Origin of the sequence: Streptomyces sp. NPDC056169, from assembly GCF_042268445.1 — a bacterium.
Classification (GTDB): domain Bacteria; phylum Actinomycetota; class Actinomycetes; order Streptomycetales; family Streptomycetaceae; genus Streptomyces.
Map to the genome: position 1 here is coordinate 1 of NZ_JBHJUO010000012.1, position 12700 is coordinate 12700.

Below are 12700 nucleotides of genomic sequence, written 5' to 3' on the forward strand. Positions count from 1 at the left end.
CGCCCGGTTACATTCCGAACCCGGAAGCTAAGCCTTTCAGCGCCGATGGTACTGCAGGGGGGACCCTGTGGGAGAGTAGGACGCCGCCGAACAATCATTGTGGGAAAGCCCCGCACCTTATGGTGCGGGGCTTTTCTGCGTTCTGGGGGCGATTCCCATTTCGGTGGTGGGCCGGCGGAGGGATGCGGGAGTTCAGAGGCGGCCGGCTGCTTTCAGGCCGAGGTAGGCGTCGGCCAGGGCAGGGGCCAGGGTGTCGGGGGCGGCGTCGACGACGGTGACGCCGTGGCGGCGGAGCTGATCCGCGGTACGGGCCCGCTGGGACTGGGTCTGGGTGGCCGCCGCGGCCTCGTAGACGCCTTCGATCGTGCCGCGGGTACCTGCCATGGCGGCGATCCGAGGATCGGCGACGGAGGCCACCAGGACCGTGTGGCGCTGCGCGAGCTGCGGCAGCACCGGGAGGAGGCCCTCTTCGATCGGGGCCGCGTCGAGGGCCGTCAGGAGAACGATGAGCGAGCGGCGCGGGGCGCGTGACAGGGCCGTGGCGGCGAGGCCGCGGGCGTCCGTCTCCACGAGCTCCGGTTCGAGCGGGGCGAGGGCGTTCACGACAGCCGGCAGGACATCGCGTGCGGTGCGGCCCTGGACCTGGGCGCGGAGGCGGCGGTCGTAGGCCACGAGATCCACGCGGTCGCCGGCTCGGGAGGCGAGCGCGGTGAGGAGGAGGGCGGCGTCCATCGCGGCGTCCAGCCGGGGGACGTCGCCGACGCGGCCGGCCGAGGTGCGGCCGGTGTCGAGGACGATGAGGATGTGGCGGTCGCGCTCCGGGCGCCAGGTGCGGACGGCGACCGTGGTCTGGCGGGCGGTGGCACGCCAGTCGATCGAGCGGGTGTCGTCGCCCGGGACGTACTCGCGGAGGCTGTCGAACTCGGTGCCCTCGCCGCGGGTCAGCACGCTGGTGCGGCCATCCAACTCGCGGAGGCGGGCCAGGCGGGACGGCAGGTGCTTGCGGCTGGTGAAGGGCGGCAGGACGCGGACCGTCCAGGGGACCTCGTGGTTGCCCTGGCGGGCGGCGAGGCCGAGGGGCCCGTACGAGCGGACGGTGATCCGCTCGGCGTGGCGGTCGCCGCGGCGGGTGGGGCGCAGGCTCGTGGTGAGGCGGCGGCGTTCGCCGGCGGGAACGGTGAGCTTCTGGCGGGACGCGGCCTGTTCGGTGCCGGGAAGCCAGCTGCTGGGCGGCCAGGCGTCGCGGAGCTGGGCGCGGAGGCGGCGGCCGGACGGGTTGGTGACCGTGAGCTGGACGTCCGCCGCGTCACCGAGTCGAACGGATGTGTCACCACTTCGGGTGAACTGGAGCTTTCGTACTGGCGCGGCCATCGCGTAGTCGCACAGAATTGCTAGGGAGAGGGGCGCGTTCACCGCGAGCATCCCCGCCCAGCTGGGGGCGAGGATGCCGACGGGGAGCGATCCGAGGGCGGCGAGCAGGGCGGTTCGTCCGGTGAGGGCCATGGGGCGCCGTTCTCAGCGGGGGACGGGGACGTGGGCGAGGATCGAGTTGATGACGGAGTCCCCCGTGACTCCCTCCATCTCGGCCTCGGGCCGCAGGTGGATGCGATGACGCAGGGTGGGGAGCGCGAGGGCCTTCACATCGTCCGGGGTGACGTAGTCCCGGCCGGTGAGCCAGGCCCAGGCGCGGGCGGTGGAGAGCAGAGCGGTGGCGCCTCGGGGGGAGACCCCGAGCGTGAGTGAGGGGGATTCTCGCGTGGCACGACAGATATCGACGACATAGCCGGCGATCTCGGGGGAGACCGCGACCTTGGCCACGGCGGCCCGGGCGGCTTCGAGTTCGGCGGGACCCGCGACCGGGCGGACGCCGGCGGCCTTCAGGTCGCGGGGGTCGAAGCCCTCGGCGTGACGGGTGAGGACCTGGATCTCGTCGGCTCGTGAGGGCAGAGGGACCGTCAGCTTCAGTAGGAAGCGGTCCAGTTGAGCCTCGGGGAGGGGATAGGTGCCCTCGTATTCGACGGGGTTCTGGGTCGCGGCGACCAGGAACGGCTCGGGGAGGGCGCGCGGGGTGCCGTCGACGGTGACCTGTCGCTCCTCCATCGCCTCCAGGAGAGAGGACTGGGTCTTCGGGGGCGTGCGGTTGATCTCGTCGGCGAGCAGCAGGTTGGTGAAGACCGGGCCGGGCTGGAAGGAGAACTCCGCGCTCCTGCTGTCGTAGACGAGAGAGCCGGTGACGTCGCTCGGCATCAGGTCGGGGGTGAACTGGACGCGCTTGGTGTCGAGTTCGAGTGCGGCCGCGAGCGAGCGGACCAGCAGGGTCTTCGCGACTCCGGGGACGCCTTCGAGGAGGACGTGTCCCCGGCAGAGCAGGGCGACGACGAGACCGGTGACGGCGGGGTCCTGGCCGACCACGGCCTTCGCGATCTCGGTGCGCAGGGCCTCCAGGGAGGCGCGGGCGCTGTCCGAGTCCGTAGCGGTCTCGGGGGTCGGGGCGCTCATGAGGTGCGTACCTCTCTTTCGAGGGCGTCGAGTTGGTCCGCCAGGCGGATGAGGGTGGCGTCGTCGGCGGGAGCCGGGCCGAAGAGAAGGGTCCTGGGGTCCGCGGTGGTCCCGGGGAGACGGGCGGAGAGCGCGGGGAGGAGGCGGTCGGGGGAGTGGGCGTCCTGGACGGGGACGCCGAGGAGGGGGGCGATGCGGGTGCGGGTCGCCGTGCGGAGGACGGTGGCGGCGCGGTCGCGGGCGTTCGCCTTGCGGTAGAGGCGGGCGCGGCCCTCGGTGGTCTCGGAGGCGCGGACGGCGACGGGGAGTCGTTCGGTCACCAGGGGGCCGAGGCGGCGGGCGCGCCAGATGGCGGCGAGCAGGGCGGCGACGGCGAGTTGGAGCGTGCCCCACAGCCAGCCGGAGGGGACGAGCGCGAGGAAGTTGTCCGTGGTGTCGCCGGTGGAGGTGTCGGCGGTGGCCGAGGTGTCGGCGAGGGAGGGGAGGTACCAGACGAGATGAGGCTGGGAGCCGAGGAGTTGGAGGGCGAGCGAGGCGTTGCCCTGCTGGTCGAGACGGTTGTTGTAGAGGATGTCGGGCGAGCCGAGGAGGACGGTGTCGGTGGCGCCGGTGCCGGGGAGGCGGACCAGGGTCGGGCTGCCGTCGGCGGGGTAGCAGGCGTCGGCCTCGGTGCCGGGGGTGACGACGTAGCGCTCGCCGCCGAGCTCGACGCTGCCGGCGCGGGTGGCGGCGGGCAGGGTGCAGGCGGGGGTGCGGTTCGTCACCGGGGTGTCGGCGTCGCTGGTGACGTCCGGGGCCAGGGTGGAGAGGGAGGCGGGGCCGGCGCCGAGGAGGACGGTGCGGGCGGCCGATGTCGTCATCGTCGAGCGCAGGGTGGCTTGCTGAGTCTCCGTCAGCAGGTCAGGTGTGGTGACCAGGAGGGTGGTTCGGGGGTCCGTGGCGGCGATGGCCTCGTCGAGTGTGGTGGCGGTGGTGACCGTGACGCCGTGGCCCCTGAGGAGCTCGGCGACGGCGCGGCTGCCGGTGGGGTCGGCGGAGCGGGGGTCGAGGGCGCCGTGGGACTCGGTGGAGCGGACCGTCGCGAGGGCGAGGCCGCCGATGAGGAGCAGGGCGAGGACGAGGGCGGCGCCGCGGACGCGGGTCCAGATCTGACGGGCGGACAGGTCGGTCGAGGTGGACTCGACGGCCGGTCGGCTCATGAGGGCGCCCCCGGGGAAGCGGTGTCGAGGGTGGGCCGGGTCCGCTCCAGGGCGGTGTCCAGGTCCTCGATGCGGCGGTACGCGGGCTCGTCGGCGGTGCGGCCGCCGTATGTCACGTCGTCGAAGGCGCGGGCCGCGAGGCGCAGGTCGTCCGCGTGGGAGGGGAGCGAGCGGCCGGCTTCGGCGGCGGCCTCGTCGGCGGTGCGGCCGGGGCGGGGGTCGAGCAGGGCGCGTTCTTCGAGGGAGCGGACGATGGCCCGCATCCGTTCCTGGACGGCCTCGTTCCAGTGGCCGGCGGTGGCGTGGCGGGTGGCGGCCGCGCGGTGCTGGTCGGCGGTGCGGGGGCCGTCGGCGAAGAGGGAGTCGCCGGCCGTGGCCGGTGACCGGCGGGGGGTGCCGAGTCGCCACCACAGGGCGGCGACGAGCGCGACGACGACCAGGACGACGGCGACGAGGCCCACGACGCCGCCCGGGGTGGCCGTGGAGGCCGCGCCGAAGAGGTCGTCGACCCACTCCCAGAAGCGGTCGAGTCCGCGCTGGAGGAGGTTCGGGTCGTTGTCGTGGTACATCGGCTTGGACAGCTCCCGCTCCGCCGCCTCGCGGGCGGGGAGGCGGGAGATGTCCACCGGTACGTCGCCGTCGGCGCGCAGGAGCGTGAGTGGTGCGGTCCTTCCCCCCGTGACCGTCACGGCATCAGCCCCTGATGGTCTCGTCGCCGGGAGTGGGGCCGTAGCCGGGGAGGCCGGCGGCCCGGGCCAGTTCGAGGTCCAGGGCTTCGCGGCGGATGCGCTGGTCCACGTAGAGGAGGACCGTGACACCGGCCGAGATCGGGTAGGTGACCGCGCTGCTGATCACGCTGCCGATGCCCGTGACGATCAGGAACGGCCAGCCGAAGGCGGTGGTGGAGCCGGTGAGCAGGCCGGAGAAGCCCTCGCCGTCGACCGCGATGCCGACGATGAGGAACGGGATCGCGACGATCATGGCGAAGACGAAGATCAGCAGCTGTGTGAGCACGGTGATGCCGAAGATCCGCCACCACGAGCCCTGGACCAGCTTGGCCGAGCGCCTCAGCGACGTCATGATGCCCTGGCGCTCCAGCATCAGGGCGGGGGAGGCGAGGCCGAAACGGATGATCAGCCAGACGGCTGCCACCGCGGCACCGAGCCCGCCGAGCAGGGTCAGGGCCACGCCAGGGGCGCCGCCGACCAGGAATCCGGGCAGCAGGCCGACGCATGCGATGCCCACGGTCAGCGCCGTGAGGAGCAGGGTCAGTCCGATGAGCTGGAGCAGGCGTGGGCGGGCCTCGCGCCAGGCGTCGCCGAGCGTGACCGGGCGGCCGACGACGGCGCGGCTGATGACGACGGTCAGCAGTGCGGCGCTGATCAGGGAGGCCATCAGCGTGACGAGCAGGGCGGGGGCGAGCCCGACCAGGGAGTCCTGGGCCGACTGGACCGAGTACTCCAGCTGCTCGGCGGGTGTCGCGTCGGGGCTCGGTACCGGGGTCACGGGGACGAGGTACCGCTGCGCCAGGATGTTGGCGATCTGGGAGATCACCGCGACCGGGACCGAGAACGACAGCACCGTGCGCCAGTAGGTGCGCAGGGTCTTCGCCGAGCCGTCGAGGATCTCGCCCATGCCGAGCGGGCGCAGCGGGATCACGCCCGGCTTCGCGGCGGGCGGCCTGCCCCAGTGGGCGTTGGGGGGTGGGGCTCCCCAGTTCCGGCCGGGAGCCGGGGGTGGTGTCCGGGCCGCGGGCGGGGTCCACTGGCCCGCGGGCGGCTGGTCCTTGGACCACTGAGGGGCGGAACCGTTCGCGTCGGCGGGGGTCGTCGGCCGGGGGATCCCGGAGCCGTCCTGGCCGTCGGAGGGGGCGGATCCGGGCGAGGTCCAGCCCGGAGTGTCGTTCACGGTCGTCCACCTCGGGGAAATGGTCGCGGTGCCGGATCGGCGAACCGGCTCGGTCACGGCGGCCGACACCTCTCGCGGCGGCGGGCCGGGTGCCATCGTGCCACGCGGGGCCCACCCGTGGGCGGGAGCGGCCATGCCGTTCGTACCTTTGTCCGGACCTTCATTGTCCGGCCGGTAGGCGGCACACTGTGCGAATACCCGACCAGGACGCGCGATCCGTGCGACGGCGGGCCGAGGGGAGCGCGATCCACGAGGTCGCGGCCCGGGCTGGGGGAGACGCTGTGGGACAGGTCACGGCAGGTAACGATTGGCTAATGGGATGATGTCGATATGAAGGGACGCGTTCTTGTCGTCGACGACGACACCGCACTGGCCGAGATGCTCGGCATCGTGCTGCGGGGTGAAGGGTTCGATCCGTCGTTCGTCGCGGACGGCGACAAGGCGCTTGCCGCATTCAGGGAGGCCAAGCCTGACCTGGTGCTGCTGGACCTGATGCTGCCCGGGAGGGACGGCATCGAGGTGTGCCGGCTCATCAGGGCCGAGTCGGGTGTGCCGATCGTCATGCTGACCGCGAAGAGCGACACCGTCGACGTGGTGGTGGGCCTGGAGTCCGGGGCCGACGACTACATCGTCAAGCCGTTCAAGCCGAAGGAGCTCGTCGCCCGTATCCGGGCGCGGCTGCGGCGGTCCGAGGAGCCGGCGCCGGAGCAGCTGACCATCGGTGACCTGGTCATCGACGTGGCCGGGCACTCCGTGAAGCGGGAGGGGCAGTCCATCGCCCTGACGCCGCTCGAGTTCGACCTGCTCGTCGCGCTGGCGCGCAAGCCGTGGCAGGTCTTCACCCGTGAGGTCCTGCTGGAGCAGGTCTGGGGATACCGGCACGCGGCCGACACCCGGCTGGTGAACGTGCACGTCCAGCGGCTGCGCTCGAAGGTCGAGAAGGACCCCGAGCGCCCGGAGATCGTGGTGACCGTCCGTGGCGTCGGTTACAAGGCGGGACCGAGCTGACATGACTACAGGCAGTACTGCTCCGAAGCCCGGGGACCCGGGAGACCGTAAGGGGCGGACTGCCGGACCGGGGCGGGGGGGCCCGCGTTTCGGCCGTCTGCTGGGCGGACGGCTCCTCAACGACGGGGCGCCGGGTGGACCGGTGTTCCGGCTCCTCGCTCGCTGGGTCCGCCGACCGTTGCTGCCCGCTGTGCGGCTGTGGCGGCGGAACATCCAGCTGAGGGTCGTCGCGGGCACTCTGCTGATGTCTCTCGGTGTCGTGCTGCTGCTCGGCCTCGTCGTCATCGGGCAGGTCCGCAACGGGCTGCTCGAAGCCAAGGAGAGGGCCGCGCAGAGCCAGGCCGCCGGGGGGTTCTCCGCCGCGCAGGACCGGGCGGCGACCACACCGTCGGCACCCGGCCAGCAGGACGGCGGGCGGACCGGCGCGTCCGTGAACTGGCGCTCCACGCTGGTCGAGCAACTCGCCAGTGGCGGCCAGAGCGCCTTCAACGTGGTCGCGCTCTCCCTCGACAGTGGTGACACCGCGAGCCGTGGGGCCCGGGCCTCGGGCGAGGTCGACCCCACCACGAGCATCCCCGCCGACCTGCGGCTCTCCGTCGCCCAGGGCGCGAACACGTTCCAGAAGTCGACCCGGATCCAGTACACCAGCGGCAAGGCGTCCGAAGCCGGGCTGGTGATCGGCAAGCGGCTGAACGACGCCGACGGCACCCCGTACGAGCTGTACTACCTCTTCCCGCTGACGCAGGAGGAGGACTCCCTCACCCTCGTCAAGGGCACCCTGGCGACCGCCGGGCTGTTCGTCGTCGTCCTGCTCGGCGCCATCGCCTGGTTCATGGTCCGCCAGGTCGTCACACCCGTCCGGATGGCCGCCGGGATCGCCGAGCGGCTCTCGGCCGGCCGTCTCCAGGAGCGGATGAAGGTCACCGGCGAGGACGACATCGCGCGGCTCGGCGAGGCCTTCAACAAGATGGCCCAGAGCCTCCAGCTCAAGATCCAGCAGCTGGAGGAGCTGTCGCGGATGCAGCGGCGGTTCGTCTCCGACGTCTCGCACGAGCTGCGGACCCCGCTCACCACGGTCCGGATGGCCGCCGACGTGATCCACGAGGCCCGTGTCGACTTCGACCCCGTCACCGGGCGTGCCGCCGAGCTCCTCGGCGACCAGCTCGACCGTTTCGAATCACTCCTCTCCGACCTCCTGGAGATCAGCCGCTTCGACGCCGGAGCGGCGGCCTTGGAGGCCGAGCCGATAGACCTGCGCCAGGTCGTGCGCCGGGTCATCGGCGGCGCGGAACCCCTCGCCGAGCGCAAGGGCACCCGGATCGTCGTCCTCGGCGACGAGCAGCCCGTGGTGGTCGAGGCGGACGCCCGCCGCGTCGAGCGGGTGCTGCGCAACCTCGTCGTCAACGCCGTCGAGCACGGTGAGGGCCGGGACGTGGTGGTGAAGCTCGCCGCCGCCGGCGGGGCCGTCGCCGTCGCCGTCCGCGACTACGGCGTCGGACTCAAGCCGGGCGAGGCGACCCGCGTGTTCAACCGCTTCTGGCGAGCCGACCCCGCCCGCGCGCGCACCACCGGCGGTACGGGCCTCGGCCTGTCGATCGCCGTGGAGGACGCCCGGCTGCACGGCGGCTGGCTGCAGGCCTGGGGCGAGCCCGGCGGTGGTTCGCAGTTCCGGCTGACCCTGCCGAGGACCGCGGACGAGCCGCTGCGGGGCTCCCCGATCCCGCTGGAGCCCGAGGACTCGCGGCGCAATCGTGAGCAGGCCGCCGCCGGACGCGCACAGGAGAGCGCGCGTCGCGTGGCGGTTCCGGCGCAGCCCGTCGGGGACCGGCCGTCGCTCCCCGTACCTCCGAGGCTGCCCGTGCCGTCGCGGGCGACCGTCGACCCGACGGCGCTGCCCGGCAGCGGAGCCCGGGTGGTGCCGCGGGCGGCGACGGACAGCGACGGCGGCCAGACGAGCACGGCGACCGCCGGGGGAACCGGGAACGCGGAGCGGGAGGACGGGACACGTGGGCGCTGACTCCCGAGAGGGGCACGCGGGGCGGGGCCGGAGCACACGGGCGGTCGTGCTGAGCGCGTGCGGCGTGCTCGTCGTCACCGGGTGCGCGACGATGCCCGACAGCGGAGAAGTGGAGGTGGTGAAGGGGGCGAACCTCGGCGACTCGCAGGTGCGGGTCTACGCCGTCGCACCGCGGGAGAACGCCGACCCGGACGAGATCGTCGACGGCTTCCTGGAGGCCATGACCAGCGACGACCCCGGCTTCGCCACGGCCCGCAAGTACCTCACGAAGCAGGCTGCGCGGAGCTGGAAGCCGGAGCAGGGCATCACCGTGCTCACCACCGCGCCCGACCGCGAACAGGCCGACCGCAACGCCGACCCGGACAACCAGGGCCGCGCCTACCCGCTCTCCGGCCGCAAGATCGCGAGGGTGGACGCCCGCCACGCGTACCAGCCGAACAGCCCCACCCAGTACGTCCAGTCGATCCACGTCGTGCAGCAGCCCTCCGCGGACGGCAAGACCAAGGAATGGCGCATCGACAGCCTGCCGTCCGGCCTGGTGCTGGGCGAGGCCGATTTCCTGCGCAACTACCGGTCGGTCAACAAGTACTACTTCGCCTCCGGGGAGGACTGGGTCGTGGCCGACCCGGTCTACATCCGGCAGCGGCAGGACCCGGTCACCAAGATGGACCCGGTGACGCAGACGGTCAGGGCGCTGCTCGAAGGGCCGACGAACTGGCTGAAGTCGGCCGTCGACTCGCAGTTCCCCTCCGGGACGGAGCTGAAGGCGGGCGTCACCTCGCTGACGACCGACGACCAGTCCACGCTGAAGGTGCCGCTCAACGCCAAGGCCGAACTGGTGGGCGGCGAGGCGTGCCGGCGGATGGCGGCGCAGCTGCTCTTCACGCTGGGCGACCTGACCTCCGTACGCGTCGAGCAGGTGGAGCTCCAGAAGTCGAACGGGGACTCGCTGTGCCGGCTGGGCAAGGGGCAGGCGGCCGAGTTCGCGGCGGTCCGCAGCACCGCGTCCGAGGAGAGCCCGTACTTCCTCGACGAGCACGGCAAGCTGATGAGGCTGGCGGTCCAGGGCAAGGAGACCGACGAGCCGACCGTGGTGCCGGGGCCGTTCGGCAGCGGGACGACCCCGCTGACCTCGGTCGCCGTCGACCGTGGTGAGACCCGGGCCGCCGGGGTCGGGTCGGGCGGACGCGATCTGTTCGTCTCCTCGATCAGCACGGAGCAGGACCCGCTGCCGGCGGTGCTGACGAGCAAGGCGGTCCGTCCCGCGGACCGGCTCTCCGCGCCGAGCTGGGACGGCCGGGGCGACCTCTGGGTCGCCGACCGCAACCCCGCGGCGGCGCACCTGTGGATGGTGCCGGGCGGCTCCGGCGAACCCGTCGAGGTCCGTACGCCGTGGCTGACGGAGGGCACGCGCGTCGAGGCGCTGCGGGTCTCGGCGGACGGCGTGCGGATCGCCCTGCTGGTCAAGCAGGGCGAGCGCACCACGTTGCAGATCGGCCGGGTCGAGCGGCAGAAGGCGGGGGCGGAGACCGAGGTGTCCGTCGAAGGCCTGCAGCCCGCCGCGCCGCGGATGGAGTCGGTCACGGCCGTCTCCTGGGCCGGACCGAGCCGGCTGGTCGTCGTCGGCAAGGAGGCGGGCGGTGTCCAGCAGATCCGCTACCTCCAGACGGACGGCTCGACCTCCGCGAGCTCGGTGCTCCCCGGCCTGAACGGGGTGAGCTCGGTGACCGCGCCGAACGGCGACGGGGCGCCGGTGGTGGCGAACTCCGGGAACGACGGCATCGTCCGGCTGGCGCCGGGCACGAACTGGCAGCCGGTGGTCAAGGCCGGCACCTCGCCCGTCTATCCCGGATAGCGGGACCGCTCGCGGCACGCCGGACTCGGGGCGCACCTGACGTACTTCCGGGGTCGGGTGGGGTTCCTGGGGACTTGGGGGTTCCGGGGAACCCCGCCGGTTTTCCACAGGGGTGGTCCGCTGCGGCGGGAGCGCGCACAGTGGAGTCATGCGGGGGTGGTGGCGCGAGATCGCCGGGCTGGTGCTGCCGGTCGCCTGCGGAGGCTGCGGCAGGCCGCGCACCGTCCTGTGCCCGGAGTGCGCGGGCGCGCTGACCGGGGCCGGCCCGCGCAGGGTGCGGCCCGCGCCCGAGCCGGCGGGGCTGCCGCTGGTCCATGCCGTCGCGCCGTACGCCGATTCCGTACGGGAACTCCTCCTCGCTCACAAGGAGCGCGGGGCGCTGGCGCTCGCCGGGCCCCTGGGCGGCGCGCTCGCCGGTGCCGTGGAGGCCGCTGCAGGGCCCGCCACGGGCCGCGACTCCCCGCCCCTACTGCTGGTACCGGTGCCGTCCTCGCGGCGCTCCGTGCGGGCACGTGGCCACGATCCGACGCGACGGATCGCGTTGGCCGCCGCCGCCCGGCTGCGGCGCGGGGGACGGGACGCCCGGGTCGTGTCCGTACTGCGGCAGCGGCGGTTCGTGGCGGACCAGTCGGGTCTCGGAGCGCCCGGACGTCTGGCGAACCTCTCGGGTGCGCTGGAGGTCGTACCGGGCGGCGCGCGCCTGTTGGAGGCCGGAAGGGTGGTTCTCGTGGACGACCTGATGACGACGGGTGCTTCGCTCGCGGAGGCGGCGCGCGCACTCGGTGGCGTCCATCTTCCGTTCATTCCCGGATTACCGCGGGGAATGGCGGAGAGATCACCGGAACGGTCCGCGCCGGAGCATGGATTCGAACAGCGGGGGGCCGCTGTGATCGCATCCTCTCCCGCTTCGTTCGAAATAAACCGGAACTCGTCAGGAACTTGGATCGTTGCAGGTGGTGAGAGGTGAAGGCACCCGAACGGAGGTATGTCGCGGTAGCGGGTGCCGACACCCGTCCGAAGGGGCTATGTTCGGTTGTGAGGAATGGCGAACGCCACTGCCTCGCCGAATACATGGTTGCGCCTACAGGACAGGAGTTCAGGGCGAATTAACCTCTTGTCGATGGGGTGGGGATCTTGTCGACTGGGGAGGAGGAGGTGAAAGTCGCCAAGTCCGAGCTCCGGTAACCACCGGAGTCTGGTGCAAAGGGAGATGCCCGGCGGCCGAGGAGCCGATCAGGGCGATCCGGGAACGGAGTTCTGCGTGGACATCGTCGTCAAGGGCCGCAAGACCGAGGTGCCCGAGCGGTTCCGCAAGCACGTGGCCGAGAAGCTGAAGCTGGAGAGGATCCAGAAGCTCGACGGCAAGGTGATCAGCCTCGACGTCGAGGTGTCCAAGGAGCACAACCCGCGGCAGGCCGACCGGTCGGACCGCGTGGAGATCACCCTCCACTCCCGAGGCCCGGTCATCCGGGCCGAAGCGGCGGCAGGCGACCCTTACGCAGCCCTCGACCTCGCCAGCGACAAGCTGGAGGCCCGGCTGCGCAAGCAGCACGACAAGCGCTACACCCGCCGTGGAAACGGCAGGCTGTCGGCAGCGGAGGTCGGGGACGTGGTGCCCGGCGCCGCCCAGCTCAACGGAGACGGCCAGCTGGTCGCCGACGAGTCGGACAAGGTGCCCACCACGATGATGGGCTCGATCGAGGTCCAGGGCGAAGGCCCGCTGGTGGTGCGCGAGAAGACCCACCGGGCCGCCCCCATGACGCTCGACCAGGCGCTCTACGAGATGGAGCTGGTCGGCCACGACTTCTACCTCTTCGTCGACGCTGACAACAAGCAGCCGAGCGTCGTCTACCGGCGACACGCGTACGACTACGGCGTCATCCACCTGGAGAGCGACCCGCTCGCCGAGGGTGGCGGCGCCGGCGGTGCACTCGGCGGCTGACAGGTCGCCACCGCACCACCCACACACACCTCAGGTGTCCCTCACGGTGCCCCTGGAGCGCGGTTCGCGCCCCCAGGGGCACCCCCGTGCGCCCATGGGTAACCCCGCGCGCCGCCGGGGCATGAAATCATGTCGTGCACGCCAACCGGTGCTCGTCGAGCAGTGGTTGGCGGACCGGAAACGAATTCAGGCCACGGCCTTCAGGGGGAGGAACGATGGCGGACAGCTTCGGGCCGGTGCTCAGGGGACGTGAGCCCTATGGCGCGGTCACT

At 72.4% G+C, this 12700-nt stretch carries 10 protein-coding genes and 1 rRNA gene; 6 read left to right on the plus strand and 5 right to left on the minus strand.

Annotation, left to right across the window (positions count from 1 at the left end; translation table 11 throughout):
* Positions 1-92: ribosomal RNA gene (rrf, locus tag ACFC0G_RS20655) — 5S ribosomal RNA — on the plus strand; the annotation flags it as partial.
* A gap of 100 nt (positions 93-192) precedes the next feature.
* Here the strand turns inward: rrf and ACFC0G_RS20660 are convergent.
* Genes ACFC0G_RS20660 through ACFC0G_RS20680 form a run of 5 tightly spaced genes read right to left on the minus strand, consistent with a single transcriptional unit; the run spans position 193 to position 5606 of the window.
* A complete protein-coding gene (locus ACFC0G_RS20660; RefSeq protein ID WP_376405245.1) occupies positions 193-1503 on the minus strand; it encodes a DUF58 domain-containing protein in 1311 nt (436 codons plus the stop codon).
* Between the two features lie 12 nt (positions 1504-1515).
* Positions 1516-2499: an AAA family ATPase gene (locus tag ACFC0G_RS20665; protein ID WP_376405246.1), complete on the minus strand. Its 984-nt coding sequence runs from the start codon at positions 2497-2499 to the stop codon at positions 1516-1518.
* Positions 2496-3698, minus strand: a complete 1203-nt coding sequence (locus ACFC0G_RS20670) for a DUF4350 domain-containing protein (RefSeq protein ID WP_376405248.1) — start codon at positions 3696-3698, stop codon at positions 2496-2498. The genes ACFC0G_RS20665 and ACFC0G_RS20670 overlap by 4 nt, the downstream gene beginning before the upstream one ends.
* Entirely contained in the window at positions 3695-4387 is a 693-nt protein-coding gene (locus ACFC0G_RS20675; protein ID WP_376405250.1) for a DUF4129 domain-containing protein, read from the minus strand. Before ACFC0G_RS20675 ends, ACFC0G_RS20670 begins: the two co-directional genes overlap by 4 nt.
* A 4-nt stretch (positions 4388-4391) precedes the next feature.
* Complete coding sequence (locus ACFC0G_RS20680) at positions 4392-5606, minus strand: hypothetical protein (RefSeq protein WP_376405252.1); 1215 nt, start codon at positions 5604-5606, stop codon at positions 4392-4394.
* Between the two features lie 330 nt (positions 5607-5936).
* Here ACFC0G_RS20680 and mtrA point away from each other — a divergent pair, with 330 nt between their 5' ends.
* From mtrA to hpf, 5 genes are all read left to right on the plus strand, one after another.
* Complete coding sequence (gene mtrA / locus ACFC0G_RS20685) at positions 5937-6614, plus strand: two-component system response regulator MtrA (RefSeq protein WP_024758631.1); 678 nt, start codon at positions 5937-5939, stop codon at positions 6612-6614.
* A gap of 1 nt (position 6615) precedes the next feature.
* Positions 6616-8631 (plus strand): MtrAB system histidine kinase MtrB, encoded by a 2016-nt coding sequence (mtrB, locus tag ACFC0G_RS20690; protein WP_376405254.1) that lies wholly within the window; start codon positions 6616-6618, stop codon positions 8629-8631.
* A gap of 46 nt (positions 8632-8677) precedes the next feature.
* Positions 8678-10486 (plus strand): LpqB family beta-propeller domain-containing protein, encoded by a 1809-nt coding sequence (locus tag ACFC0G_RS20695; protein WP_376405256.1) that lies wholly within the window; start codon positions 8678-8680, stop codon positions 10484-10486.
* 148 nt (positions 10487-10634) lie between these two features.
* The gene (locus ACFC0G_RS20700; RefSeq protein WP_376405258.1) at positions 10635-11453 is read left to right on the plus strand and encodes a ComF family protein; all 819 of its coding nucleotides are present in this window, start codon (positions 10635-10637) and stop codon (positions 11451-11453) included.
* Positions 11454-11747: 294 nt separating this feature from the next.
* Positions 11748-12428 (plus strand): ribosome hibernation-promoting factor, HPF/YfiA family, encoded by a 681-nt coding sequence (hpf, locus tag ACFC0G_RS20705; protein WP_024758627.1) that lies wholly within the window; start codon positions 11748-11750, stop codon positions 12426-12428.
* The last annotated feature ends 272 nt before the right edge of the window (positions 12429-12700 follow it).

What these genes read in the sequence shown, in the direction of transcription:
- ACFC0G_RS20670 (WP_376405248.1), bottom strand. Translation starts at nt 3,698, where the DNA reads ATGAGCCGACCGGCCGTCGAGTCCACCTCGACCGACCTGTCCGCCCGT.
- ACFC0G_RS20660 (WP_376405245.1), bottom strand. Translation starts at nt 1,503, where the DNA reads ATGGCCCTCACCGGACGAACCGCCCTGCTCGCCGCCCTCGGATCGCTC.
- ACFC0G_RS20665 (WP_376405246.1), bottom strand. Translation starts at nt 2,499, where the DNA reads ATGAGCGCCCCGACCCCCGAGACCGCTACGGACTCGGACAGCGCCCGC.
- mtrA (WP_024758631.1), top strand. Translation starts at nt 5,937, where the DNA reads ATGAAGGGACGCGTTCTTGTCGTCGACGACGACACCGCACTGGCCGAG.
- mtrB (WP_376405254.1), top strand. Translation starts at nt 6,616, where the DNA reads ATGACTACAGGCAGTACTGCTCCGAAGCCCGGGGACCCGGGAGACCGT.
- ACFC0G_RS20700 (WP_376405258.1), top strand. Translation starts at nt 10,635, where the DNA reads ATGCGGGGGTGGTGGCGCGAGATCGCCGGGCTGGTGCTGCCGGTCGCC.